The organism is Actinokineospora pegani (genome assembly GCF_009745975.1).
Classification (GTDB): Bacteria; Actinomycetota; Actinomycetes; order Mycobacteriales; family Pseudonocardiaceae; genus Actinokineospora; species Actinokineospora pegani.
In genome coordinates, this window is record NZ_WHOL01000050.1 from 13,335 (window position 1) to 39,207 (window position 25,873).

Below are 25,873 nucleotides of genomic sequence, written 5' to 3' on the forward strand. Positions count from 1 at the left end.
CTGGTTTGGTGTTGACTTGGCGGCATGGAGAACACCTACGAGAACCTGGCCGAGTTCACCGACGTCGACCAGGCTGCGGACCCGGGCGTGTTCGTCGACCTCTTACAGCGGCTGGACGCCATGCCGCAGACGGTGCGGCTGCGCGAGCTGAGCTACGCCCGACTGGGGACGGGCCGCGGGGTGGACGTGGGGGCGGGCCGGGGCACCGTGGTGGCGCAGTTGACCGCGCGCGGGCTGACGGCCTTCGGGGTGGACCTGAGCGCGGCGATGGTGGCCGAGGCCGAGCGCCTCAACCCGGGGCACGACTTCCGCGTCGGCGACGCCTACGCGCTGCCCGCGGGCGACGGGGAGCTGGACTGGTACCACTCCGAGCGCGTCTACATCCACCTCGACGACCCCGACCGCGCCGCCGCCGAGGCGCACCGCGTGCTGCGCCCCGGCGGCCGGATCGTGCTCGTCGACCTGGACTCCGACGCCATGTCGGTGGCCACCGACCACCCGCGCGCCGCCCGCGCGGTGCTGGCCGCGTCCTCGGACAACCTGGCCAACGGCCGCTCCGGCGTGCGCGCGGCCGACACGCTGCGCGCGGCGGGCTTCGTCGACGTCGAGGTCCAGCCGTACTCGCCGGTGCACACCGACCCGGCGATGGTGTGGCCGCTGTACCCGGGGCCGGGGCTGGCCATCGCGCAGGAGACCGGGGCGATCACCGCGGCGGAGGCCGAGGCGCTGACCGCCGAGGCGTGGCGGCGGGGCGCGGACGGCACGTTCCTCGCGGTGCCCGCGCTGTTCGTGGTGTCGGCCAGCAAGCCCTAGGGCTTCAGCAGCGGCTTGATGACCTTGCGGTCGGACATGTCCCGGTAGGCGTCGGCGACCCGTTCCAGCGGGTACTCCGAGTCGAACACCGGCCCGGGGTCCAGCTTGCCGTCCAGCACGTCCGCCAGGAGCGCGTCCAGGTAGTGGCGGACCGGCGCCACACCCCCGGCCACGGCGATGTTGTTCGAGAACATCTGGCCGATGGGCAGCTCAGGGCCCCCGGCGGGGACGCCCACGTACCCCACGCGCCCACCGGGGCGGACCGAGTCCAACGCCTGCCGCATGGACTCCTTCGTGCCAACGCACTCCAGCACCGCGTCGGCGCCCCTGCCGCCCAGCAGCTCCGCCACCTCTGCGACGCCCTCGTCCCCGCGGGTGGCCACGATGTCCGTCGCGCCGAAGCGGGTGGCGAGGCGTTGGCGGTCGGCGTGGCGGGACATGGCGATGACCCGCTCGGCGCCGAGGCGGGTGGCGGCGAGGACGGCGCAGAGGCCGACCGCGCCGTCGCCGACCACCACGGCGGTGTCGCCCGGGGAGACGCCCGCGGACACGGCGGCGTGGTGGCCGGTGCCCATGACGTCGGAGAGGCTGAGCAGGGCGGGGACGAGGGAGTCGGCCGGGGTGACCGGGGTGGCCACCAGGGTGCCGTCGGCGAAGGGGGCGCGGACCCACTGGGCCTGCGCCCCGTCGAGGCGCTCGCCCGCGCGGCTGGTGGAGCCCCAGGCCCCGCCGTTGACGCAGGAGGTCTGCACGCCGTCGCGGCAGGGGCCGCAGGTGCCGTCGCTGACGACGAACGGGGCGATGACGAAGTCCCCCGCGCGCAGCGTGCGGACCTCGGCGCCGACCTCCTCGACGACGCCGACGAACTCGTGCCCGATCCGCCGCGCCTCGCCGCCGCGCGCGCCCCGGTAGCCCCACAGGTCCGAGCCGCACACGCAGGCCGCGGTGACCCGCACGATGGCGTCGGTGGGGTGCTCGATCTCCGGCTGCGGGGTGTCGGTGAGGCGGATGTCGCCCTCGCCGTGCAGGTAGGTGGCTCGCATCCCCTCGACGCTACGCCCCGGCCAGCACCCGGCGCAGCGAGCCCAGCACCATCTCCACCCGATCCGGGCGGGCGTTGTGCCCCATGAGCCCGATCCGCCACACCGAGCTGGCGAACGCGCCGACGCCCGCGCCGATCTCGATGCCGTAGTCGGTCAGCAGGGCCTGCCGCACCCGCGCCGAGTCGACCCCCTCGGGCACCCGCACGGTGGTCAGCTCGGGCAGCCGGTGGCCTTGCGCGGCGAACAGCTCCAGGCCCAGCTCGGCAAGCCCCTCGTGCAGCCGCTGCCCGGCGGCGCGGTGGCGCTCGTGCACGGCCTCGAGCCCTTCCTCCAGGACGCGGCCCAGGGCGGCGTGCAGCGAGGCGATCATCGCGACGGGGGCGGTGTGGTGGTAGGTGCGCCCGCCGGAGGAGCCGTCGACGTAGGCGCCGATGAGGTTCAGGTCGAGGTACCACGTCGGCGGTCGCTGCACGCGCCGGTCCCAGGCCCGCTCGGAGACGGTGAACGGCGACAGGCCGGGCGCCACCCCGAGGCACTTCTGCGTCCCGGAGTAGGCGACGTCGACACCCCACGCGTCGATCTCGACCTCGATGCCGCCCAGCGAGGTGACGCAGTCGGCGACCACCAGGGCCCGCTGGTCGCGGGCGTGGACGGCGTGCGCCAGCGCCTTGACGTCGCTGCGCACCCCGGTCGAGGTCTCGGCGTGCACCGCGGCCACGAGCGAGGGCTCCGGGTGTGCGTCGAGCACCCGCTGGACGTCGACCGGCTGCCCCCAGTCGTGGTCCACCCGCACCACGTCGGCCCCGTAGCGGCCCGCGACGTCGACCATGCGCTCGCCGAACAGCCCGTTGACGCCCACCACGACCACGTCGCCGGGGCGGACGAAGTTGGCGAAGGCGGCCTCCATGCCGATGGACCCGGTGCCCGACAGCGGCAGCGTCCTGGCGTTCTCGGTGCCCCAGACCCGGCGCAGCCGGTCGCAGGTCTCGTCGAGGACGCGGAGGAACTCCGGGTCGAGGTGGCCCAGCAGCGGCGCGGCCAGGGCCGCGGTCGCCTCGGGGTAGGCGTTGGAGGGGCCGGGGCCGAGCAGCGCGCGTTCAACCAGAGACATGCCCAGAGCCTAGGCCGTGTCGGGAAGCCGCTCAGCCCTCGGCGAAAGCCGGGTACAGCGGCAGCGCGCGCTGGCCGAAGCGGGCGGTCAGCGCGGCGACCACGCGCACGGCGTGCCCGGCGACCTCGGTCTCGTGCGCGGCGTCGGCGGCCTTGGCCAGGTCGGCCCAGCGCGCGATCAGCACGTCGGTCGGGACGGGCTGCTCGTGCGGGCCGATCGAGGCCAGCTCGGCGTGGTCGGGGACGGTGAGGAACTGCCAGGTGGTGAGCCAGATCCAGAAGACCTGCGCGCGCAGCAGCTTGGGCAGCAGCACCGCGTCGTCGTCGAGGTCGGGCCACATGACCCGGACCTCGGCGCGCCAGGCGGCGAGCATGGCCTCGGTCATGCCCCGCGGCAGCGCGAAGGCGCACCAGCAGGACGGGAACGGCACGGTGAGGAACGCCGCGTCGAACATCATGTTCCGCACGCAGCCGCCCTCGAAGTCGAGGAAGCGGACGCCCCTGGTGGTGATCAGGTTGTTGTCCGGGCAGGAGTCCGACGGGCTGAACGCGCGGTGGCGGCCGGTGTCGAGCAGGGCCAGCGCGGACCGGGCGAACTCGGCGACGTGGTCGGCGGTGTCCACGTCGAACACCTCGCGCAGCAGGGCGGGCAGCTCCGCCAGCGCGCGCGGGCCGTCGGTGGCCAGCGGGTCCTTGTCCTGGGGCGGGTTCTGCCTGCGCAGCAGGGCGTCGAAGTCGGGTTCGCGGCCCGCGGTGGAGGCGTGCAGCCTGCCCAGGGAGCGGGCCCAGGACAGCAGCGCGGCCTCGGCGGCGCGGGAGTCGTCGCCGTGCAGCTTGCCCGCCAGCGTGGGGGCGCGGCCGAGGTCCTCCATGACCAGCAGCCGGGAGCCGCTGTCGTGGGCGAACAGCTCCGGGCACATCCGGTCCTCGGCGACCAGCGCGGTGAACAACTGGTAGCTGACCGCCTCGCGCACCCAACTGTCCCTCGGCTGGGCGGCGTCCTGTTGGCCGTACCGCTTGACCACGAGGTTGCGCGGGAGGGAGAACGGGGTGGCGGCGACCTTGACCCGCAGGACGGTCGAGCGGCCGCTGCCACCGAGGTCCTCTGGGTCGGCCAGTTCGACCCTGGCCCCGAACCGCTTGCTGAGCAGCGCCTCCGCCGCCAGGACGGTGGCGTTGACCTCTTCCACGCGCACAGATTCAGCACGCGCGGCACCGGAGGTGTCGGGCGGATCGGCGGCGATCTCCACACTCATCTCCTCCGACCCTACTCGCGCACCGAGCGCGTCACCCGCCGCGGAAGGTCACGAAAGGCTTTCACGATGACGGGCACGACGCCCGCAGGCTGACCGTAGCGCTGTCGAACGATCCAGAACGAGATGCCCGTCAATAACTAACGAAGTCCATTCCGTTGCCAACCGTCCCCCCGGCGGCGTGGGCGCGCAGCAGGTCGACCGCGTCGACGACGCGGTCGACCTGGCACCCGGCCTAGCCCGCCGCGGGCTTGTCCTGCTTGGGGGCGGGCTTGAAGTCGACGCCCGCCTCCTTGCGCTGGTCGGCGGTGATCGGGGCCGGGGCGCTGGTCAGCGGGTCGAAGCCGCCGCCGGTCTTGGGGAAGGCGATGACCTCGCGGATCGACTCCTCGCCCGCCAGCAGCATGACGATGCGGTCCCAGCCGAAGGCGATGCCGCCGTGCGGGGGCGGGCCGTAGGAGAAGGCGTCGAGCAGGAAGCCGAACTTCTCCTGCGCCTCCTCGCCGTCGATGCCCATCAGCGCGAAGACGCGCTCCTGCACGTCCTTGCGGTGGATGCGGATGGAGCCACCGCCGACCTCGTAGCCGTTGACCACCAGGTCGTAGGCGTAGGCCAGCGCGTTGGCCGGGTCCTCCTCGAAGCGGTCGATCCACTCCGGGTGCGGGGAGGTGAAGGCGTGGTGCACGGCGGTCCACTTGCCCGAGCCGACGGCGACGTCCCCGGCGGACTGGGCGGCGGAGGCCTCCTCGAACAGCGGCGCGTCGACGACCCACACGAACGACCAGGCGCTCTCGTCGATCAGGCCGCAGCGCTTGCCGATCTCCAGGCGGGCGGCGGCGAGCAGCGACCGGGCGTCGGCGGGGTTGCCCGCGGCGAAGAACACGCAGTCGCCGGGCTTGGCGCCCGCGGCCTCGGCCAGGCCCGCGCGCTCGGCCTCGGACAGGTTCTTGGCGACCGGGCCGCCGAGCTCGCCGTCCTCGCCCACCAGCACGTAGGCCAGGCCCTTGTGCCCGCGCTGCTTGGCGAACTCCTGCCAGGCGTCGAGCTGGCGGCGCGGCTGCGAGGCCCCGCCCGGCATGACGACCGCGCCGACGTACGGGGCCTGGAAAACGCGGAACGGGGTGCTCTTGAAGTAGTCGGTGAGCTCGGTCAGCTCCAGGTCGAAGCGCAGGTCGGGCTTGTCCGAGCCGTACTTGGCCATGGCGTCGCGGTAGGAGATGCGCCGGATCGGGCCGGTGATCTCGTGCCCGGCCAGCTCCGACCACAGCGCCTTGGCGATCCTCTCGCCGAGGGCGATGACGTCGTCCTGGTCGACGAAGCTCATCTCGATGTCGAGCTGGGTGAACTCCGGCTGCCGGTCGGCGCGGAAGTCCTCGTCCCGGTAGCAGCGGGCGATCTGGTAGTACCGCTCCAGGCCGCCCACCATCAGCAACTGCTTGAAGAGCTGCGGCGACTGCGGCAGCGCGTACCAGGACCCCGGGCGCAGCCGGGCCGGGACCAGGAAGTCGCGGGCGCCCTCGGGGGTCGACCGGGTCAGCGTGGGCGTCTCGATCTCGAGGAACCGCTCCTCGTGCAGGATCGCGCGGGCGATCCGGTTGGCCTCGCTGCGCATCCGGATGGCGTTGGCCGGGGCGGTGCGGCGCAGGTCCAGGTAGCGGTGGCGCAGGCGCACCTCGTCGCCGACGGAGAGGTGGTCGTCGAGCGGGAAGGGCAGCGGCGCGGACTCGCTGAGCACCTCCAGCTCGGTGGCCAGCACCTCGATCGCGCCGGTGGGCAACTCGGGGTTGTCGTTGCCCTCGGGCCGCACCGACACCTCGCCGACGACCCGGACGCAGAACTCGGCGCGCAGCCGGTGCGCCCGCTCGGCCATCTCGCCCTCGCGGAAGACGACCTGGGCGACCCCGGAGGCGTCGCGCAGGTCGATGAAGATGACCCCGCCGTGATCGCGCCTGCGGGCCACCCAGCCGCTGAGGGTGATTGTCTGCCCGGCGTGCTCGGCGCGGAGGGTCCCGGCCTCGTGCGTGCGGATCACGGGTCTAGTGCTCCTAGTCCAGATGGTGGGACGCGGCGCGGGTTCCTCGGTCACTCACACGCCGCCTGCGCTGGTCAGGCTAACCAACGGTCCCGCGCGGGTGACAAGCAGGTTTGACCCGGGCACGGACACGCGCCGGGGCCACGACCTCCCTCGGGCGGTCTGGCCCGATTAGCGCAATCAATTAGACCCGTTAGTGGTAATCGAATACGCCCACCGGCGTTGTGTTGTCACGCGAAGCAGTGACGCCGTCACCCAGAAATTAACATTCACGCTACCAATGGCGGCTACCAGGACGTACTGTCATTGCCAGGGCGTAGGGGTAACCCCAGGGAGTGAACATGGGTAGCGGTGCCACCCGTGAGCCAGTTCGGGAACTTCACCAGAACGAGAAGGTGCGAGCGGCTCTGACGACAGGCCTGGCGGCGACGCGGCCGGAGTCCCCGGCCGCGGACGCCTTCCCGGTCGCGCTGCGGTCGGCGATCCAGGCCAGCGGGCTGAGCCTGGACCGCATCCAGTACCGGCTGCGGGCGCGCGGTGTGTCGATCAGCGTCACGGCGCTGAGCTACTGGCAGTCCGGTCGGCGGCGCCCGGAGCGGGCCGAGTCGCTGGCCGCGCTGGGCCACCTCGAGGACGTCCTCGGCGTGCCGACCGGGTCACTCATCGCCCTGCTCGGACCGCCCCGGCCGCGCGGCCGGGTCAACCGCGAGTCGTCCCGGCTCTCGATCGAGAGCCTGTGGGCGAACAGCGAACCGGTCTCCCACCTGCTGCGCCGCATCGACTACACCACCGACGCCGCGCTGACCAAGCTCAGCCAGCACGACCGCATGGAGGTCGCGGTCGACCGCGGCGAGAAGCGCATCAAGGTCCGCCAGGTCCTGCGGGCCGAACGCGACGGCGCCGACCGCACCCTCATGGTCTACGACCTCGAGGTCCCCAGCAGACCCTTCCCCGAGGTCACCTCCGGCGACAACTGCCGCATCGGCCGAGTCGCCCACGACGCCACCGCGGGCCTCATCGCCGCCGAGATCATGCTCGACCAACCCCTCAGCCGCGGCGAGACGACCATCGTCGACTACGCGCTGCACCACCCCGGCCCGCCCTACTCCCAGGGCGACCACTCCTACTGCCGCAAGTTCACCAGCCCGGTCCGCGAGTTCGTCATGGAACTGCGCTTCGACCCGCGGGCGCTGCCCGCCCACCTCGAGCAGTACACGCTCGACGGGGACGAGGCGGTGACCAGCAGGCGGAAGCTGGAGGTCACGCCGGACGGGAAGGCGCACGCGGTCGCCCTGGACTTCGGACCGGGGATCATGGGCGTGCGCTGGGAGTGGCCGGACTAGCGGGTCAGCGTTCGGCGGGGGCTCCCACCAATCGCAGCACGTTGCTCTCCTCATCGAAATGCACCACGACCTGGCGATCGAAGACGCCGGGCTGGAACCGCACCCTGAACGACTCAACGGCCCGGACGTGGACGCGGTCCCAGTCGCCCACGACCAAGTCGGCCAGCGGTGAATCCCGCTCTTCGGCCAGCAGACTCGCGAAACGCGCGTCCAACGCGTCGTCTTGCACGACTTCGGTCTCGGCCTCGGCGCAAGACACCAACGCCAGGAGAACCCCCAAGACGATCAGGAGCCAGAACGCTGAGCGCCGCGTGGGGTTCACCTAATTCCTGTCGTCCGTGTGGCGACTCGGGCGGCGGTGGATAACCGCGTGTCAGGCGTCCGAAATCCTCGGTGAGGGCTATTCAGAAGTCGATCACGCCTCTGAGCAGGACAACAGCTCCGGTCGGTACCAAAATCCCACCGGGCTCGACCGCGATCAGATCAGGACCTCGTCGCCCGCGTCCACCGTCACCTGGGCGTGCGGCCCCGGACGGGGCGCCCGCCCGTGCTGGGGTTGTTCCGGGCGGTGGTCACCGTGCTGGTCCTGCCGCGGTCGAACATGTCCCAAGCCCTGGTCGCGGACCTCATGGGGGAAAAGGCGAACAAGCCCCACGCGTCGCTGCAGGTCGCGGTCGAGCGGTGCATCGCGCCCTTGAAGAACTGGAAGATCCTCGCCACCGGCTGCCGCGGCCGGATCGCCGAGCTGCCCGACACCATCGCCACCGTGGTCGCGTTGGAGTTCCACCGCCTGGGCTGACCACCGAGTTGAGAATAGCGCCAGGGGTGGCTGGACAGCGTGGAAAACGGGGGTCCGCCACGGCGGGGGCGCGGGTCAGGCGGGGTCGCCCGTGGGGGTGAGTTCGTCGACGAGGCCCGCGACCGGGCCGACGATGGTGACCGCCGGGGGGCGGAAGCCCTGGGTGAGCACCTCGTCGGCTACCGCGTCCAAAGTGGAGCGGAGCACCCGCTGGTTGCGGGTCGTGCCCTCCTGGACCACCGCGACCGGGGTCGAGCCCGGCCTGCCGCCCGCGATGAGGGTCTTGGCGAAGGAGCCGAGTTTGTCCACGCCCATGAGGATGACGACGGTGCCCGAGAGGCGGGCGAGGGTGTCCCAGTCGACCAGGGAGTCGGGGTGGTCGGGGGCGATGTGGCCGGAGACCACGACGACCTCGTGGGCGACGCCGCGGTGGGTGACCGGGACGTCGGCGGCGGCGGGGACGGAGAAGGCGGAGGTGATGCCGGGGACGACCGTGGTCGGGACGCCCGCCTTGGCGCAGGCGATGAGCTCCTCGAAGCCGCGGCCGAACAGGTACGGGTCGCCGCCCTTGAGGCGCACGACGAACTTGCCCGCCCTGGCGTGGCTGATCAGCGCCTCGTTGATGGCGTCCTGGGTGGCCGCGCGGCCGTAGGGGATCTTGGCCGCGTCGATGACCTCGACACTGGGCGGCAGCTCGTCGAGCAGGTCGCGCGGGCCGAGGCGGTCGGCGACGACGACGTCGGCGCGGGCCAGCAGCCTGCGGCCGCGCACGGTGATCAGCTCGGGGTCGCCCGGGCCGCCGCCGACCAGCGCCACCCCGGGCTCCTGCGGGGCCCTGGCCCGGTCGGACACGCGCCCCTCGCGCAGCGCGTCGAGCAGGCCGTCGCGCACCGCGGCGGAGCGCTGGTGCTCGCCGCCCGCCAGCACGCCGACCAGCAGGCCGTCGAACTCGCCGGACGCGGGGGTGACCGCGCTGCCCGCCTTCCCGGCGTCGGCGCGCACGCAGAACACCCGCACCCGCTCGGCCTCCTCGGCGACCGCGGAGTTGACGGCGCTGTCGGAGGTGCAGCACAGCACGTACCAGGCCTCGGCGAGGTCGCCCGCGCGGTAATCGCGCTGGTGCCAGACGATCTCGCCCGCCGTCGCCATGGCCTCCACCGACGGGGTCGCCTCCGGCGACACCAGCTCCACGCGCGCCCCGGAGCCCACCAGCCTCGGCAGCCGCCGCTGCGCCACCGTGCCGCCGCCAACGACCACGACACGGCGGCCGGCGAGGTCGAGACCGGCCAGGTAGTGCTGCTCACTCATGCGCCACAGCATGACGGGTGAACGTCCGATGTCCAGCAGACCACCCCTTCGGTGTGACCCACCCATCAAGCGAAGGCGTCCGTCACCAACCCCACCACCGCCCGCGCCGCCGGGTCGCCGGGGAACAGCCGCGAGGCCTCCCGCACGACCTCCCCCGCCACCAACCGCAGCGACTCCCGCGACCGCCTGCCAGCGGCCAACCCCGCCGCCGTCCACCGCTCCGCCTCACCGAGGTCCCCGCGCCGCACCGCGGCCACCGCCAACGTCAGCCGCGCCTCGGCGGCCCGCATCGGGGCCCGCTCGGCCTTGTCGGGGCGCAGCAGCTCCCGCGCGTGCTCGGCCGCCCGCCGGTCCTCGCCGACGACCCGGAAGCAGTCCATGGCGTAGAAGTCCCATTTGCCCGGGTCGACGACGAAGTGGTTCTCCGGCCGCGCGGGCCGCTCGTGCGCCCCCAACAGCCGGTGCCCCTCGTCCAACGTCCGCACGACCTCCTCGCGCCGCCCCATCCGCGCGGCCGCCTTCGCCGCCTGCGCGCTCAACTGCACCGCCACCGACGAGTGCGGCGCCGCGGCCGTCCCCGCCGCGCACGCCTCCCCCACCGCCGCCCACCGCCCCCGCGTCAACGCGAACCACGCCGCCATCTCGAACGCCCACGCCACGATCTCGCCGTGCCCGGCCTCCCGCCCGATCCGCAACGCCGCCCGCCGGCCAGCCTCGGCCCGGCGCGGATCACCCCGGTCGTACTCGACGCACCCGACCAACAGCGCCAACCACCCGGCGAGGACGAGCAACTCCCGGTGCTCCCGCAACGAGCACGGCCCCGCGAGCAGCGAGGTGATCCCCCGCAAGCCCCGCCGCGCCTCCGCCAGCAACTCCCCGGCGTCCCGCCAGGCGTACTCGCAACACAGTTCCTCGGTGAGCACCTGCAACTGCTCGATCGTCGCCGCCCCCACCTCGGTCCGCGCCAACCGAAGCAGCAACTCGTCCCACGGCGCGGCCGGATCCTGCGGGGGCACCGGCTCGAGGAGCGGGGACAGGCGAAACCAGAGGTGCGGCTCAGGAACGCGCAGCGCACGCGCCCACAGCTCGAGCTTGCGCAGGTCGGTCACGCGCTCAGGCGAGCGCTCCAGCCTGCTGACCGCGCTCTGGGTGAGATCGAGCCACCGGCCGACGGTGGCCTGGGACAGCGCAGGGCGGTGCGCCAAGCGGTAGGAGAGGACCACATGTCCGAAGTGCCGGGCGCGGAACGCTTCCCGCAGCGAAGGGCTGCGCCAGAACGCGTCCGGCTTCTCCGGGGCGCCGCCGCCCAACACCGCGCGCCTCGCGCACGGCCCGCAGTGGACCGCCTGGTTGTCCGCCGCCAACAGCGCGGAGCAGTTCCCGCACCTGGGCATGACGCACCACCTCCCCATGTCCTCGACTTCGAGTGTAGGAGCGCAGAACCTGTTTCAGCTCGCGATATGCGCGACGCGCATACCCACTGCTCACAGCGTGAGCCGGTACCCGACGCCGCGTACCGAGTCGACCGTGGTGGTACTGCCGGTAGCGCGGAGCTGACGGCGCAAGCGCTTGATGGCGGACACCACCGCCTGCGCGTCGCCCACGTACGGGCGGTCCCAGACGTGGGTGGTGAGGTCGGCGAAGGTCCAGACCTGGCCGGGGTTGGCGGCCAGGGCCAGCAGCAGGTCGAACTCGCGGGCGGAGAGCGCCAGCTCGGCGCCGTGGCAGGCGGCGGTGCGGGTGGTCGGGTCGAGGCGCAGGCCCGCGTGCTCGACCACGTGGTGGACGGTCACCACCGGCTTGGGGGCGGGGCCCAGGGCCGTGCGCAGGGCGCGTTGGTCGGGCACGTACAGCACCGCCGCGCGGCCGCCGGTGGCGGTGGTGACGGCGGCGACCTCCTCGGGGGTCGTGCCGACGCAGAGCACGAGCGGCATGTCCAGGCGTTCCAACACGTTCCGGCTGTCCACCGGTGACCACCCCCGCCGCGAGTTCGGCATTCACTGACAAGAACGTCACCGGTCGGGGTGGGCTCGTTACAGGAAACGGGGCAAACCAAGGGCAGAAACCCGCGAATGGCCCAGCGTTGCCCGGAGAACGCCCGTCGCGGCGCCTTCTCCGGGCGGCCCGGCTGCGGCAGCGTCAGAGGCAGCCCGGTGTGTCGGCACCCGACCACCGGCAAACACGCGCGCCCCTGCCGCGCGAGTTGGGAGACCATCTTGTCAGCGAAACATCCCCTGCGCCGAACGAGACGTCGAACCACACTCACCTTGACCACCGCTGTCCTGGCCCTGCTCGGCTCCCTCACCACCCCGGCCGCCGCCGCGCCGGGGGGAGCACCGCCGGACAAGATCGACGAGCGGGTCGCCGCCGCGCTCGACACCAAGGACAGCGCGGACTTCTGGGTGTCGTTCACCGAGCGCGCGGACCTGTCGGGGCCGTCCCGGGTCGCCGACTGGAACGACCGGGGCCGCGCGGTCGTCGACGCGCTGCGGACCACCGCGCGGCGCAGCCAGGCCGCGGTGCGCGAGGAACTCGACACCGCGAAGATCAGCTACCAGGCGTTCTTCATCGCCAACGCGGTCAAGGTCAGCGGCGGCACCGAGGCGCTGGCCGCGTCCCTGGCCGCGCACGGCGAGGTGGCGGCGATCCTGCCCGCCACCACCTACGAGCTGCCGAAGCCGTTGCCCGGCAAGGCCGTCAGCGAGGTGAACTCGGTCGAGTGGGGGATCGCGGCGATCGGCGCCGACCGGGTCTGGTCCGAGTTCGGCGACCGCGGTGAGGGCATCGTGGTCGGCAACATCGACTCCGGTGTCGAGCACACCCACCCCGCGCTCGTGGCGCAGTACCGCGGCAACACCGGCGGCGGCGCCTTCGACCACAACCACAACTGGTTCGACCCCGCGGGCGTGTGCGCGACCGACGCCCCCTGCGACAACAACGGCCACGGCACCCACACGATGGGCACGGCGGTCGGCGACGACGGCGCGGCCAACCAGATCGGCGTGGCCCCGGGCGCCCGGTGGATCGCGGCCAAGGGCTGCGAGACCAACGGCTGCTCGGACGCCTCCCTGCTCGCCTCCGGCGAGTGGATGCTGGCCCCGACCGACCTCTCCGGCGCCGACCCGCGCCCGGATCTGCGCCCGCACGTGGTGAACAACTCGTGGGGCTCGTCCAACGGTTCCAGCGTCGACCCCTGGTACCGCGAGACGGTCGCCGCCTGGCGCGCGGCGGGGATGTTCCCGTCCTTCTCCAACGGAAACTCCGGCCCGTCCTGCGACACCGCGGGCTCGCCCGGCGACAACGTCGAGACCTACGCGTCCGGCTCGTTCACCTCCTCCGGGCGGATCTCCTCGTTCTCCAGCCGCGGCCCCGGCGAGAACGGCGACGTCAAGCCGAACCTGGCCGCCCCCGGCGAGGACGTGCGCTCCGCGGTGCCCGGCGGCGGGTACGAGCTCAACAGCGGCACCTCCATGGCCGCCCCGCACACCTCCGGCACCGTGGCGCTGCTGTGGGCGGCGGCCCCGTCCCTGATCGGCGACCTCGCGCGCACCTCGGAGCTGCTCGACACGACCGCCGCCGACGTCGACGCCACCTCCTGCGGCGGCACCGCGGCGGACAACAACATCTGGGGCGAGGGCAAGCTCGACGCGTTCACCGCCGTCGAGCGCTCCCCGCGCGGCCCGACCGGCACGCTGGCGGGCCGGGTCACCGACCAGGCCACCGGCTCCCCCGTCGTCGGCGCGTCCGTGGCCGTCAACGGCCCCAGCGACCGCACGGTCGTCACCACCGGCGACGGCTCGTTCACCTCCACCCTGCCCGTCGGCGAGTACACCCTCGAGGTCAGCGCTTTCGGCTACGGGACGGGCAACGCGTCCCTCACCATCGCCGAGGACCAGACGACGACCCGCGACGTGCCGCTGACCCCCGTCGCCCGGCACACCGTCGCCGGGACGGTCGCCAACGCCGAGGGCACACCGGTCTCCGGCGCGTCGGTGCGGCTGGCCGGGACCCCGCTGGCCCCGGTGACCACCTCGGCCACCGGCGCGTTCAGCGTCCCGGACGTCCCCGCGGGCGCCTACCAGCTCGACGCCGCCGCGGGCGGCTGCTCCGACCCGAGGTCGCAGGAGCTCGTGGTGGACGGCGACGAGCAGGTCACCGTGACCCTGCCCAGCCGGGCGGACTCCTTCGGCACCACCTGCGTGCTGGAGTCCGCGCCGTACGTGCAGGCCGAGACCCCGATCGCGCTGTCGGGGGATGACGCGGCCGCGGAGGTCGCGCTGCCGTTCCCGTTCTACTACTACGGCAGCACCTACACGCGGGCGTTCGCGTCCAGCAACGGGCACCTGAACTTCCTGGCGCGCTCCACCGCCTTCTCCAACGTCGCGCTCCCCGCCGGGAACGCGCCCAACGCGGCCATCTACGCGTTCTGGGACGACCTGATCCTGGACTCGGGCAGCCAGGTGGCCACGTCCACGCTGGGCGCCGCGCCCAACCGCGAGTTCGTGGTGGAGTGGCGCAACGCGGGCTTCTACCAGCAACCGTCGCGAGTGGACTTCGAGATCGTGCTCTCGGAGAACGGCCAGATCTCCTTGCGCTACCGGGGGATCGACCCGGCGAGCACGCGGGAGCGCGGCGAGTCGGCGACGATCGGCGTGGAGAACGCGACGGGCACGGTGGCCCTTCAGTACTCGCTCAACACCGCCGTGCTCTCCGACACCCAGTCGATCCGGTTCGTGCCACCCACCTCGGCGACGGTCAGCGGCCAGGTCACCGACGCCAACGACAGCGGCGGCGTCGGGGGCGCGACGGTGCGGGTGCTCGAGGCGGACGCGGAGGCGGCGGTGGTGACCACCGACGACCAGGGCCGCTACAGCACCCGGCTGACCACGGGTGACTACAGCATCGAGGTGTCCAAGCCGCTCTACGCGCCCCAGACCAGGAACGTCACCGTCGGCGCGGACCTGACGGCGGACTTCGCCCTGGAGACACCGCGCGCGGACCTGGACACCGCACCGCTGTCGTTCCTCGCCCAGGCCGGGCAGCTCCGCGCGGCCACGAAGACCCTGGGCAGCATCAGCGACCTGCCGCTGAACCACACCCTGGCCTCCACCGCGCCGTGGGCGTGGGCGGTCCCGGGTTCAGCGACGGTGCAACCGGGCCAGACCCAGGCGATCACCATTCGGGTGGACCCGGTGGGCCTGCCACCGGGCGTGCACGAGGCGGCGATCACCCTGACGACCAACGCGGGCCGCACCCCGACGCTGACCGTCCCGGTGTCGTTGACCGTCCCGGCCCACCGCACCGGGGTCAACGTCGGCGGTTCGGCGCACACCGACCGGGGCGCCGACGCCTGGGTACCCGACCAGGCGTGGACGCCGGGCGGTTTCGGCCACCTCAGCGGCGGTCCGGTGGTGACGTCCAAGAAGGACATCGCCGGAACCGATGACGACGCGCTGTTCCGGTCCCAGCGGGAGAGCGCGGGCGGCTACCGGTTCGACGCGCTGCCCGCGGGCACCTACCAGGTGCAGCTCGGGTTCGCGGAGCTCAAGGCGGGCCTGGCGCCGGGCAGGCGGGTGTTCGACGTCTCGGTCAACGGGACGAAGGTGCTCGCCAACCACGACATCGCCGCCCGGGTCGGCACGCTGGCCGCCGACGTGCACGAGTTCTGGGTGACGGTGCCCGAGGGCGGCTCCATCGCGGTGGAACTGGCGGCGCTGCGGGGGAAGCAGCCGCCGGTGCTCAACGCGATCAGAGTGACCCACCGGCCGGACCGCGCCCTGCCGTAGGGGCACCGGACGGCGAGTGCCCTCCCACCGTCGCGGTGGGAGGGCACTGCTCTGGTCACTGGCCGGGTTGGCCCTGCCCGCGGTCGCGGCGGGGTGCGCGGCGACGGCCCTGGTCGCCCCCGCCCGAAGCGCCGGAGCGCGGGGTGCCTGAGACAGGCCTGCCGCCGGACTGGGTGGATCGGGATTGTCCGGTGCGGGGCTGGGTGGATCGGGACTGGGCTGACGCGGACTGGGCGGCGGGCTTGCGGGGCTGGCTGGTCTCCGCCTTGGGCGCGCGGGCCTTGGGGGCGCGCTTGCGCGGCGGGGTGGCCGACGGGCGGTCGGTGGTGTCGGTGAGGATGCGGTCGCCTGGGGCCAGTTGGGCCAGGAGGGGGTGGCCGGGGCCCGCCTTGGTGGTGGTCGGGGTGATGCCCGCCTTGCGGGTCAGCGCCCGGACGTCGTCGACCTGTTCGTCGGTCATCAGGGTGACCACGGTGCCGGAGGCGCCCGCGCGGGCGGTGCGGCCGGAGCGGTGCAGGTAGGCCTTGTGCTCCACCGGCGGGTCGGCGTGGATGACCAGGGTCACGTCGTCGACGTGGATGCCGCGGGCGGCGATGTCGGTGGCCACCAGGGTGGGGGCGGAGCCGTCGGCGAAGGCGGTGAGGTTGCGGGTGCGGGCGTTCTGGCCCAGGTCGCCGTGCAGTTCCACGGCGCGCACACCGGCGGCGTTGAGCTGGCGGGCCAGCCGGGTCGCGCCGCGGCGGGTGCGGGTGAAGACCAGGGAGCGGCCGGGGGCCGAGGCCAGGTCGACCAGCACCGGGAGCCGGTTCGGGCGGTCGACGTGCAAGACGTGGTGGGTCATCGCCGACACCGGGGAGCGGGCCGAGTCGACGCTGTGCGTCACCGGGTCGGTCAGGTAGCGGCGGACCAGCACGTCGATGCCGTTGTCCAGGGTCGCGGAGAACAGCAGCTTCTGCCCCTTCGGGGGCACGTCGTCGAGCAGGCGCCGCACTGCGGGCAGGAAGCCCAGGTCGGCCATGTGGTCGGCCTCGTCGAGGACGCTGACCTCGACCCGGTCCAGGCGGGCGTGCCGGGTGGCGATGTGGTCGGCGAGGCGCCCGGGGCAGGCCACCAGCAGGTCCACCCCGGCCTTGAGCGCGCTGACCTGCGGACCGGGGCGCACGCCGCCGAAGATCGTGGTGGTGCGCAGGCCCAGGGCCGTGGCCAGCGGCGCGGCCGCCTCGTGGATCTGGGTGGCCAGCTCGCGGGTGGGGGCCAGGATCAGCGCGCGCGGGCGGCCCGGGGCGCGCTCGCGGCCGGACGCGGCGAGGCGGGCGAGCACCGGGATGAGGAACGCGTAGGTCTTGCCGGACCCGGTGCGGCCCCGGCCGAGCACGTCTCGGCCCGCCAGCGCGTCCGGCAGGGTCGCGGCCTGGATCGGGAACGGCGCGGCAACGCCCTCGGCGGCCAGGGCGGCCACTAGCGCGGTGGGCACGCCGAGGTCGGCGAAACCGGGCTGGGCAGGGCTGGGGCGGGTGTCCGCCATGGGGCTTCTCCGGGAGATCGGGGGGTGTCGCGGGGCGTCGCGGCGCGGGGTGCGGGCCATCTCGCCCGCGCGGTCGCCCGGCCGCGGTGCGCGGGGACCGACTCCGGCGCGGACCGGTGGTGGCCCGGCGCCGACTTCCGATCCTACCGGGAGTGTCGGGCGGGGGGCGGCGGACCGGCCTGAGCAGGGCGGGCGCGGGCCGCCGGGACGCCGGTCGGGGGCGCGATCTCGGTGGGGTACTGTCCGGCCCGAGCCCACCGGCGGTGTTTCCCACCCCGCCCGGAACCCGACTGGCTCCCCCAAGCACGACCGATTCCCGGCGCCCGGGTGGGCGCGGACAACCCGCTTTGGAGACAGCCATGACGGTCAGCGACACCGGACTGCCGCGCGGCGCCGCCGATGAGTTCAACCAGGCCCGCTCGGACGCCAGGGATGACATGAGCGCGCAGCGCGTCAAGGCCGCCCGCACCGTGGCCGAGCACGCCGTCGACGCCGAGGACCGGCTGGTGCTGCTGGCCATGCTCGGCCTGGACCGGGAGCCCGACGGCGTCGAGGAACCCGCCCCGGTCGGCTGAGCGCGCCCAGTCCGCGCCCACACCGGTAGTGACAACGCCCACCAACGTCACGCCGCAGAACGCGCGGTCACCCCGCCTTGTTCCACAGGCCCTCGATGCCCTCCCACCTGGCACGGTGGTCGACGTACAGCAGACAGAGCACGGACGCGCCGAAGCCGATGTTGACCGCGCCCACCAGCGTCGAAGCCAACAGGGCCGCGAGCACACCACCGCCGCTGACCTGCTCGAACAGCGTCTGCACGATGAGGGTCACGAAGCTGAAGAACAGGGACACGAGCATGCTGACCCCCAGCGCCCGCCACCAGCCGACCGCGTGCACCAGCTCGCGCGAGCGGCGCAGGGCGGCCACCGGGGAGGCGTCCTCGACCACGACCACGGCTTGGGCGAACGTCAGGGCGATGCTCAGGTAGAGCATCAGCGGTCCGGCGACCAGCACGAGCAGAACGCCGACCGGGCCGAGCACGAGCACGAGGGCGGCCACGACCGCGAACGGGAGCCCGAGCAGCAGCGCGGTCAGGGCGGTTGTGCCGAGCAGGCGCGGTACCGCGGCCAGTGCGGGGCGCACCGCCTCGCCGGTGCTGGTGGTGTGGCCGAACACCGCGCGCGGCACGACGACGTTGACCACGGCCGTGGCCACCATGCCCAGCAGGGCGATGACGACGAGTTGCAGCCCCCCGGCGATGCCGAGCAGCCGCAGCTCCTCCCAGAACCGGTCGAGCACGGCGGGGTCGGTGCCCGGTTCGACGGGCGGGGTGGCGAAGGTCAGCTCCGGGTACTCGCCGAGGACGAGCACGATCAGCAGCCAGGCCAGGGCCTGGGCCACCGCGATCACGGCCAGCGGCAACAGCAGCAGCGGGCCGGGGTTGCGCCGGACGGCCTGCCAGGCTCCGGTGACGAGGTCGGACAGGACGAGCGGGCGCAGGGGCACGATGCCCAGGCGCAGCGGCTCCCCGTGGATGTCGGTCATCGGTGTGCTTCCCCAGTGTGCCAGGCGGCGGGCGCCGCCCGGGCAGGCTACAGGTACTCGGCGACGAATCGGAGCGCGTCGGGCAGCGCTTGGCGCTGGTACTCCTCGGTGTGCCCGCCCGGCCCGTGGACCGCCTTGGCCCCGGTCGCCTGGGCGAACTTCTTGGTGGTGCCCAGGTAATCGCGGTCGCCGCTGCCGCACCACAGGCCCACGGGCATGCCCGAGTACTCGGCGGGGTGGCGCAGCGGCTCGATGGCCTCCCACTGCTCGCGGGTGCCGTAGATCTCGCTGCGCTTGGCGTCCGGCCAGGTGTCGAACAGGGTCGGGCTGATCGCCGCGACCGCGGAGAAGCTCAAGCCGCGGACCAGGTTCAGCGCGCCCGCGCCGCCCTCGCCGAGGCCGATGGCGGCGAAGGGGGTGGCGGCCAGGTCCTGGCGGTCCAGCCAGTCGGGCAGGTCCTCGGAGAGCATGCGCTGCGGGTCGTCGTCCTTGTAGCCGACCCAGTTGCCGCCGTCGACGGCGGCGACGGCGAAGGGGGTGTGCCCGGCGTCGATGAGGTCGGTGAGCATCTGCGGCAGGCCCAGCGACAGGAAGCTCTTGGCCCCGCGCAGGCGGTCGTGCAGCGCGAAGCACACCGGCATCGGCGCGGCGGGGACGTTGGCCGGGCGGATGATCACGCAGTCGACCTCGCGGTAGCGGGCGGTCGAGAGCTTGCGCTCGGTGATCACCGGCTGGACCGAGGTGGGCGCCGCGGCCTGGCTGGCGAGTAACTGCTGAGCGGCGGAACCGGCGCCGGGCTCACGCTGGCAGCCTGCCACGGCAGCGGCGCCGAGGCCGATGCCGCCGAGCAGCGCGGCCCGTCGGGAGAGCCGTCCGTCTCGCGCAGCGTTCACAACTTCTCCGCTCGTCACGTGCCCTGGCGGTGATCTTATGGGGCGGGTGACGACCCTAGGGCCATCGCGGGCAAAAGCCCACACCCCAGCGGCCGTACGGGTGACGACGGCTCAAGGGCGCACAACCGGGCCCGCGGTTTTTGCGTGATCATGACCAGTGCGGCGGGAAATCACCGTGCGGCAACGGGTGTCCGGAGCGCGGGGACGGGCCCGGGAGGAGCGGTGCGCTCATCCCGGGCCCGCCTGTGGTGGCCCGGCTCAGAACTGGGCCTGGATGTCGGCGGAGAAGGCCGACAGCCGGGTGTAGACGCCGTACTTGCCGGGGCGGGCGCAGCCCTCGCCCCACGACACGGCGCCGATCAGCTTGCCGCCCGCGACCAGCGGGCCGCCGGAGTCGCCCTGGCAGGAGTCGAGGCCGCCGTCGGGCACGCCCGCGCAGACCATCGAGTCGCTGATGTAGTTGGAGCTGTAGGCGGTGGCGCAGTCGTCGTCGGAGACGATGGGGACCTCGACCTTGAGCAGGGTGTCGGAGGTCGAGCCGCCCTCGGAGGTGGCACCCCAGCCCAGCACGGTGCTGGTGGTGCCCGTCGAGTACAGGTCCTCGTCGGCGGGGCCCGCGACCGCGATCGGGGTGGCGGACAGGTCGGTGTCGAGGGTCAGCACGGCGACGTCGGCGCTGATGTCCGGGTCGGAGTAGTCCGGGTGCACCCAGATGTCGGTGACGTCCGCGGTCTCACCACCCGCGGCGGTCAGGTCGGTCCTGCCCGACACGACCCGCACCTCGGCGGCGGGGGTGCCCTCGACGCAGTGCGCCGCGGTGATGACCTTGTCGGCCTCGGCCAGCGAGCCGCCGCAGAACTGGAAGCCGTCGGACGTGGTGAGCGCGACGGTGAACGGGAAGTCGGCGATGTCCGCCGCGTCCCCGCCGACGATGTAGGGGGCCACCGGGTCGGCCTGCGCGGTCGACACCGTCGCGGCGCCCGCCGCGAACAGCGCTGCGGCAACCCCGACCAAGCGGACGAACCGCCTTGCCTGCGCCATGAGCGATCTCCTTCTGCCGGTAGCCGGGACAGGGTTCCCGGCCGTTGAGTCATGGCTACCGGCAGCCCGCGACCGCACACCACCTGCGAAAGGAGTGATCCGAACGGGTGAAGCAGTGGGGAAATGCGCCTCGACCTGCGGGGTTGGTTTTCCTACTACACCCGACTTTCGGATGGAATTCACGAGGACCCGTCCAACCGGTGGTCACCGGCACCGTCAGGCGCGCACGCCCCAGAGCAGGAACGTGGAGCTCGCGGGGGCCACCCCGATGCCGTCACCGGGCAGCTCGACGAGGTCCGCGACCGACAACTGGCAGCCGCCCACCGCGTACCCGGCGTCGGCCAGCGCGCGCCGGGTGGCCCCCAACCGGTCCAGCTCCGGCACCAGCACGACCACCCGGGCCGCCCCGGCGCCCGCGCACGCCCGCACGACCTCCGGCGCCGACGACCCGACGAACACCGCGTCCGGCCGCGGCAGCGTCGGCACCACCCGGCTCGGCTCGCCGTCGGCCAGCCGCACGTCGACGCCGTGCGCGCCCGCGTTGGCCACGATCCGCACGCACAGGCCGGAATCGGCCTCCACGGCGATCACCGCGGCGCCGAGCAGGGCCGACTCGATGCCGATCGCGCCGGAGCCCGCGCACACGTCCCAGACGAGGGCGCCCGGCCGGGGTGCAAGCTTCGCCAGCGCCAGCGCGCGCACCTGCGGGGCGATGCCCACCCCGGAGCGGGTGGCGAACGCGCTCTCGTCCAGCGCCCACCCGTCGACGGGCGGCACCACCGGCCCGCCGGAGAACCAGCTATCGTCACCGATCCCGTCGAGGGAGGCCAGGCACAGCACCAGGTTCGGCTCCTGCCAAGACCGCCGCTCCGCTTCGGTGACGTCCAAGATGGACAGTCGCTCGGCCGGTGTGCCGACCTGTTCGAGCACCGCGATGTTGCGCCGCCACCCGTGCAGCTCACGGGCCAGTTCCGCGGGCCCGGCGCCGGGGGCGGTGAGCACGGCGACGGCCTGGCGCGCCCGGCACACGTTGACGGCCTGCTGGAAGTCCCGCCCGCGCCCGCTGACCACGGTGATGTCGTCCCACGGCCTGCGGACCAACGCGGCCATCCGCTGCACGTCGGTGACCGTCGGCCAGACGATCACGTCGAGCTTGCGCGCCCGCAACGCCCGCAGGTCGCCGAAGTGGCCCGGGTCCCCGCTGACCAGCAGCACCGTCGGCCCCACCGCGTGGGCGACCTCGTCGATGGGCAGCCCACCAGAGCTGTCGAGGGTTTCCTTGTCCGGCGTCACGTGCCGGTCGAGCTGGTGTTTGGGCCCCACGACGAGCCGCGCCTGCGCCAGCACCGACCCGGCCCCCGGCGGCAGCCCCTGCCGGTCCAAGCCGATCACCGTCACCGTCATGCGCGGTATTCGACCACGCCGGGGTCTGGCGTGACCAGCGGGAGCAGGGCCGGAGAAGATCACGAATCGGGTGGTCGGGCGTCGTGCGGGTGAACGGCCGGGATCGCCGCCCGCGCTGTGGACAACTCCGCTTCGGCACCCGGAACCGTCGGTGGGCCCCGGTAACGTTGAAATCGGGGGTCCCCAGGGCGGAATGATCTTCCGATCGGGTGTCCGGGCGCCGGTTCCGGGGGCCGACTCAGAAAACAGGAGACCGCCCGCGCGCGGGTTGGGACGCGAACCGCCTGGCCCTCGACGGGCCGGAGCGGTGGTCAGGACTTGCGGGCGGTGCGCCTGGTCGAGGCTCGGCTGCGGGCGGGCTTCTTGGCCGCGGGCTTCGGGTCGGGCTTGGGCTTGGGCGCGGGCTCCGGCTGCTCGACGGGCTGGGGCTCGGCCGCGGGCTCGGGGGTGGGCTCGGGGGTCTGCGCCTTGGCCGCGGTGGCCACGGTGCCGGGTTCCGGGGTGGCCTCGACAGCGGCCCGGGTCCAGCGGCGGGCAGGCTCGCCGTCGGGGCGGGAGCGGCGGGCCCGGGCGGTCCAGCGGGCGGGGGCGTCCGACGTGTCGTCCGCGCGGGGGGCGGGGCGGTAGCCGGGGCGGGGGGTGGCGGTGCGGGCGGTGTCGCCGATGAGGAAGTGGGCGTTGCGCCAGAGGTTGGCGCGTTTGACGTCCGCGGCGAGGTCGGCGATGGTCGTGCGCAGCACGGTCTCCGAGGGCCAGCTCACCTTGTACGACACCGTCACCGGCAGGTCGGCGTCGAGGCCCGCGGCGAGCAGGGCCTCGGCCAGGTCGGCGGCGCGGGCGGCCGGGGCGTGCACGACCAGGGTGCGCGCGGCGGTGGCCAGGGCGCGGACCCCCTCCACGCCCTCGACGACGACCAGGGTGTCCGCACCCGGCTCGACGAGCGTGGTGCCGGTGGCCGCCGCGGTCGCCGAGACCGGGGAGACGCCGGGGACCACCTCGACGTCCAGGCCCAGCTTCTCGCAGGCCTCGCGCTGGTCGCGCAGGTCCGGGGTCAGGGCCGGGTCGCCGGGGACCAGGCAGGCGATGCTGCCGAGCCTGCTGCCCACGCGGCGGTAGAGCTCCTGGGTCTCGGCGGCGGTGAGCCGGGCGTTGTCGACCAGGTCGGCGTCGGCGCGGGTGTGCTCGCGCAGCCAGGCCGGGTCGACCAGGGCCGGGGAGTAGAGGACCACGTCGGCGGAGGCGATCCTGGCCGCCCCGCGCAAGGTGATCAGGTCGGCCGCCCCCGGCCCCGCTCCGACGAAACTCACCACGCCACGCATGGGCTGACGGTATCGCCGCCCGGGTGGCGGCCGGTGACCGGCCCGGTGTCAGACTCGCAGGCGTGAACCAGGAGGCACCCCACCCGGGCGCGGCGGCGCTCGACTGGCTGGACGCGCACGCCGAGGACCGCAAGCGGGCCGGGCTGACGCGGCAGCTCCGCCCGCGGCGCCCGGAGCAGGACCTGCTGGACCTGGCGGGCAACGACTACCTCGGCCTGGCCAGGGACAAGCGCGTCGGCGGGGCCGCCGCGGCGGCCGCGCTGCGCTGGGGGACGGGGTCGACCGGGTCGCGGCTGGTCACCGGCAGCACCGAGCTGCACAGCGAGCTGGAGTTCGAGCTGGCCCGGTTCTGCGGCACCCAGGCGGCGCTGGTGTTCTCCTCCGGCTACACCGCGAACCTGGCTGTCGTCACCGCGCTGACCGGCAAGAACTGCTCCATCGTCACCGACGCCAACATCCACGCCTCGCTCATCGACGGGTGCAGGCTCTCCCGCGCCGAACTGGCCGTCGTCGGGCACAGCGACGTCGCCGCCGCCACCCGCGCGCTGGCGAGCAAGCGCACCGACCGCGCCGTCTACGTCACCGACTCGGTGTTCAGCGTCGACGGCGACCTCGCCCCGCTGCCCGAGCTGCACGCGGCCTGCCGCGGGCACGGCGCCGCGCTCATCGTCGACGACGCGCACGGCCTCGGCGTGCTCGGCGAGGGCGGCCGGGGCGCGGTGCACGCGGCCGGGCTGTCGGGCGAGCCGGACGTGGTGACCACGGTGACGCTGTCGAAGTCGCTCGGCGCGCAGGGCGGGGCCGTCCTCGGCCCGCGCCGGGTGATCAAGCACCTGGTGGACAACGCGCGCAGCTTCATCTTCGACACCGGCCTGGCCCCGAGCAGCGCCGCGGCGGCGCTGAGCGCGCTGACGACGCTCAAGGAGGAGCCCGAACGCGCCGAGCGGGTGCTGACCAACGCGATGACCCTGGCGGTGCGGCTGCGCGAGGCCGGGCTCACGGTCAGCTCCCCCGCCTCGGCGGTCGTGTCCGTGCCCGCGCCGAGCGCGGACGCGGCGCTGCGCTGGTCGGAGGACTGCCGCGCGGCCGGGGTGTGGGTGGGCTGCTTCCGCCCGCCGTCGGTCCCCGACTCGACCTCGCGGCTGCGCCTGACCGCGCGGGCAGACCTCACCGAGTCCGATATCGACCGCGCCGTCGAGGTCATCACCAAGACCGCCCCGTGAGGGATGATCGGGTGGTGAGCGACTACCTCGACCTCAACCTCGCCAACTGGGACGAGCGCGCTCCCGCGCACGCCGCCTCCCCGGACTACGCCCTCGACCGCTTCCGCGCCGACCCCGGCTTCCTCAGCGGCGTGGTCCGCTTCGACCGCGAGCGGCTCGGCGACCTCACCGGTCTGCGCGGGGTGCACCTGCAGTGCCACCTCGGCACCGACACGCTGTCGCTGTCGCGGCTGGGCGCGCGGATGAGCGGGCTGGACTTCTCCGGCGCGGCCCTGGCCCTGGCGCGCGGGCTGGCCGCCGAGACCGGCGCGGAGATCGACTACCACCACAGCGACGTGCACGCCGCGCTCGACGTGCTCGACGTGGGCGGGTACGACCTGGTCTACACCGGCGTCGGGGCGCTGTGCTGGCTGCCGTCGGTCGAGCGGTGGGCCGGGGTGCTGCGACCGGGCGGGCGGCTGTTCCTGCGCGAGACGCACCCCATGCTGTGGGCGCTGGACGAGACGCAGGACCCGCCCACGGTGGCCCACCCGTACTTCGAGCGCGCCGAGCCGGTGGTGTTCGACGAGCAGGGCACCTACGTCGCGACCGACATCGAGTTCACCAACACCCGGTCGGCGTCGTGGAACCACGGCCTCGGCGAGACCGTGACGGCGCTGGCGGACCACGGCTTGCGGCTGACCACGCTGGTGGAGCACGACAGCGTCCCGTACGAGGCGATCCCGGGGCAGATGGACCTCGACGCCGAGACCGGCGAGTGGCGGCTGCGCGAGCAGCCCGACCGGCTGGCCGCCAGCTACACGCTCATCGCGGTCAAGAACTAGACCGGGTTTCGAAAGCCCCGTGTTCGCGATAGTCGCGCCGGATGCGGCCCCTGGCGGCACGGGGCGAAGGCACCGGTACAACACCGGTACCGGCACCTCCACCCCGCACCGCCAGAAGCCACCCCGATCACGACTCTCATCGAACGGGACTCCCAAAACCCGGCCCAGGCCGGGTCATGTGGATGTGCATGATCCCGTCGTCGTCGTAGGGGGCGCCCTGGGCGGTGTAGTCGAAGCGCTCGTAGAAGGCCTGGGCGTAGGTCTGCGCGTCCAGCTCGCTGGGGTCCGGGCCGACGACGTCCAGGGCGGCGCGCATCAGGAGCGCGCCCAGGCCGTTGCCCCTGGCCGCGGCGGCGGTGCACACGCGGCCGATGCGGCGGGTCGTGCCCGGGGCGCCCAGGACGCGCAGGTAGGCCAGGGGGTGCTGGGCGGGCTGCCACCACAGGTGCTGGGTGGTGGGGTCGAGGTCTCGGCCGTCGATCTCGGGGTAGGGGCACTTCTGCTCGACGATGAACACGTCGGTGCGGAGCTTGAGCAGGGCGTGCAGCTCGGCGGCCGACAGGTCGGGGCCTGCCACCGAGCGCAGCGCGGACGGTGTGGTCACACGGGTGTGGA

Annotated in this window: 22 protein-coding genes; 7 read left to right on the forward strand and 15 right to left on the reverse strand. The window is 73.6% G+C overall.

Going from position 1 to position 25,873, the window contains the following annotated elements; genetic code table 11:
• The first annotated feature begins 24 nt into the window (after positions 1-24).
• The gene (locus GCL84_RS04935) at positions 25-813 is read left to right on the forward strand and encodes a methyltransferase domain-containing protein (RefSeq protein WP_156754150.1); all 789 of its coding nucleotides are present in this window, start codon (positions 25-27) and stop codon (positions 811-813) included.
• On the opposite strand, the gene GCL84_RS04940 is transcribed toward GCL84_RS04935, so the two are convergent.
• The 4 genes from GCL84_RS04940 to aspS all read right to left on the reverse strand — a co-directional run bounded on the left by GCL84_RS04940 (position 810) and on the right by aspS (position 6,251).
• Entirely contained in the window at positions 810-1,856 is a 1,047-nt protein-coding gene (locus tag GCL84_RS04940) for a zinc-dependent alcohol dehydrogenase family protein (RefSeq protein ID WP_156754151.1), read from the reverse strand. The genes GCL84_RS04935 and GCL84_RS04940 overlap by 4 nt on opposite strands.
• 10 nt (positions 1,857-1,866) lie before the next feature.
• Positions 1,867-2,967, reverse strand: coding sequence for a pyridoxal-phosphate-dependent aminotransferase family protein (locus tag GCL84_RS04945; RefSeq protein ID WP_156754152.1), 1,101 nt, complete (start codon positions 2,965-2,967; stop codon positions 1,867-1,869).
• A gap of 31 nt (positions 2,968-2,998) precedes the next feature.
• On the reverse strand, positions 2,999-4,222 hold the full coding sequence (locus tag GCL84_RS04950; protein WP_156754153.1) for a hypothetical protein: 1,224 nt from the start codon (positions 4,220-4,222) through the stop codon (positions 2,999-3,001).
• A 232-nt stretch (positions 4,223-4,454) separates the two neighbouring features.
• Entirely contained in the window at positions 4,455-6,251 is a 1,797-nt protein-coding gene (gene aspS, locus GCL84_RS04955) for an aspartate--tRNA ligase (protein ID WP_156754154.1), read from the reverse strand.
• Between the two features lie 395 nt (positions 6,252-6,646).
• On the opposite strand from aspS, the gene GCL84_RS04960 reads away from it, so the two are divergent.
• A complete protein-coding gene (locus tag GCL84_RS04960) occupies positions 6,647-7,594 on the forward strand; it encodes a helix-turn-helix domain-containing protein (protein ID WP_235926000.1) in 948 nt (315 codons plus the stop codon).
• A 4-nt stretch (positions 7,595-7,598) separates the two neighbouring features.
• Here the strand turns inward: GCL84_RS04960 and GCL84_RS04965 are convergent, their stop codons facing one another.
• Positions 7,599-7,916, reverse strand: a complete 318-nt coding sequence (locus GCL84_RS04965; RefSeq protein ID WP_156754155.1) for a hypothetical protein — start codon at positions 7,914-7,916, stop codon at positions 7,599-7,601.
• 225 nt (positions 7,917-8,141) lie between these two features.
• Here GCL84_RS04965 and GCL84_RS04970 point away from each other — a divergent pair, with 225 nt between their 5' ends.
• Complete coding sequence (locus GCL84_RS04970; RefSeq protein WP_156754156.1) at positions 8,142-8,393, forward strand: hypothetical protein; 252 nt, start codon at positions 8,142-8,144, stop codon at positions 8,391-8,393.
• A gap of 75 nt (positions 8,394-8,468) precedes the next feature.
• Here GCL84_RS04970 and cobA read toward each other — a convergent pair whose 3' ends face one another.
• The 3 genes from cobA to GCL84_RS04985 form a co-directional block, all read right to left on the reverse strand.
• A complete protein-coding gene (cobA, locus tag GCL84_RS04975) occupies positions 8,469-9,701 on the reverse strand; it encodes a uroporphyrinogen-III C-methyltransferase (protein WP_156754157.1) in 1,233 nt (410 codons plus the stop codon).
• 65 nt (positions 9,702-9,766) lie between these two features.
• Entirely contained in the window at positions 9,767-11,095 is a 1,329-nt protein-coding gene (locus GCL84_RS04980) for a hypothetical protein (RefSeq protein ID WP_235926001.1), read from the reverse strand.
• 90 nt (positions 11,096-11,185) lie between these two features.
• Positions 11,186-11,668 carry a winged helix-turn-helix domain-containing protein gene (locus GCL84_RS04985; RefSeq protein WP_197523025.1) on the reverse strand — a complete coding sequence of 161 codons (483 nt, stop codon included), beginning with the start codon at positions 11,666-11,668 and terminating at the stop codon, positions 11,186-11,188.
• 300 nt (positions 11,669-11,968) lie between these two features.
• Between GCL84_RS04985 and GCL84_RS04990 the strand changes: the two genes are divergently transcribed.
• Positions 11,969-15,487, forward strand: coding sequence for a carboxypeptidase regulatory-like domain-containing protein (locus tag GCL84_RS04990; protein ID WP_197523026.1), 3,519 nt, complete (start codon positions 11,969-11,971; stop codon positions 15,485-15,487).
• Between the two features lie 55 nt (positions 15,488-15,542).
• Here the strand turns inward: GCL84_RS04990 and GCL84_RS04995 are convergent, their stop codons facing one another.
• A complete protein-coding gene (locus GCL84_RS04995; protein WP_156754160.1) occupies positions 15,543-17,012 on the reverse strand; it encodes a DEAD/DEAH box helicase in 1,470 nt (489 codons plus the stop codon).
• A 359-nt stretch (positions 17,013-17,371) separates the two neighbouring features.
• Between GCL84_RS04995 and GCL84_RS05000 the strand changes: the two genes are divergently transcribed.
• A complete protein-coding gene (locus GCL84_RS05000; RefSeq protein ID WP_156754161.1) occupies positions 17,372-17,587 on the forward strand; it encodes a hypothetical protein in 216 nt (71 codons plus the stop codon).
• Positions 17,588-17,654: 67 nt separating this feature from the next.
• Here GCL84_RS05000 and GCL84_RS05005 read toward each other — a convergent pair whose 3' ends face one another.
• The 5 genes from GCL84_RS05005 to GCL84_RS30560 form a co-directional block, all read right to left on the reverse strand.
• Complete coding sequence (locus GCL84_RS05005) at positions 17,655-18,554, reverse strand: hypothetical protein (RefSeq protein ID WP_156754162.1); 900 nt, start codon at positions 18,552-18,554, stop codon at positions 17,655-17,657.
• A 47-nt stretch (positions 18,555-18,601) separates the two neighbouring features.
• The gene (locus tag GCL84_RS05010) at positions 18,602-19,447 is read right to left on the reverse strand and encodes an esterase (protein WP_156754163.1); all 846 of its coding nucleotides are present in this window, start codon (positions 19,445-19,447) and stop codon (positions 18,602-18,604) included.
• 258 nt (positions 19,448-19,705) lie between these two features.
• Positions 19,706-20,488 (reverse strand): S1 family peptidase, encoded by a 783-nt coding sequence (locus GCL84_RS05015; protein WP_156754164.1) that lies wholly within the window; start codon positions 20,486-20,488, stop codon positions 19,706-19,708.
• Positions 20,489-20,704: 216 nt separating this feature from the next.
• The gene (locus tag GCL84_RS05020; RefSeq protein ID WP_156754165.1) at positions 20,705-21,892 is read right to left on the reverse strand and encodes a bifunctional cobalt-precorrin-7 (C(5))-methyltransferase/cobalt-precorrin-6B (C(15))-methyltransferase; all 1,188 of its coding nucleotides are present in this window, start codon (positions 21,890-21,892) and stop codon (positions 20,705-20,707) included.
• A 311-nt stretch (positions 21,893-22,203) separates the two neighbouring features.
• Positions 22,204-23,211, reverse strand: a complete 1,008-nt coding sequence (locus GCL84_RS30560; protein WP_156754166.1) for an SAM-dependent methyltransferase — start codon at positions 23,209-23,211, stop codon at positions 22,204-22,206.
• A 62-nt stretch (positions 23,212-23,273) separates the two neighbouring features.
• On the opposite strand from GCL84_RS30560, the gene GCL84_RS05030 reads away from it, so the two are divergent.
• Positions 23,274-24,434, forward strand: a complete 1,161-nt coding sequence (locus GCL84_RS05030; RefSeq protein WP_156754167.1) for an 8-amino-7-oxononanoate synthase — start codon at positions 23,274-23,276, stop codon at positions 24,432-24,434.
• 14 nt (positions 24,435-24,448) lie between these two features.
• Positions 24,449-25,258 (forward strand): class I SAM-dependent methyltransferase, encoded by an 810-nt coding sequence (locus GCL84_RS05035; protein ID WP_156754168.1) that lies wholly within the window; start codon positions 24,449-24,451, stop codon positions 25,256-25,258.
• Positions 25,259-25,394: 136 nt separating this feature from the next.
• On the opposite strand, the gene GCL84_RS05040 is transcribed toward GCL84_RS05035, so the two are convergent.
• The gene (locus tag GCL84_RS05040) at positions 25,395-25,862 is read right to left on the reverse strand and encodes a GNAT family N-acetyltransferase (protein ID WP_235926002.1); all 468 of its coding nucleotides are present in this window, start codon (positions 25,860-25,862) and stop codon (positions 25,395-25,397) included.
• Positions 25,863-25,873: the final 11 nt, after the last annotated feature.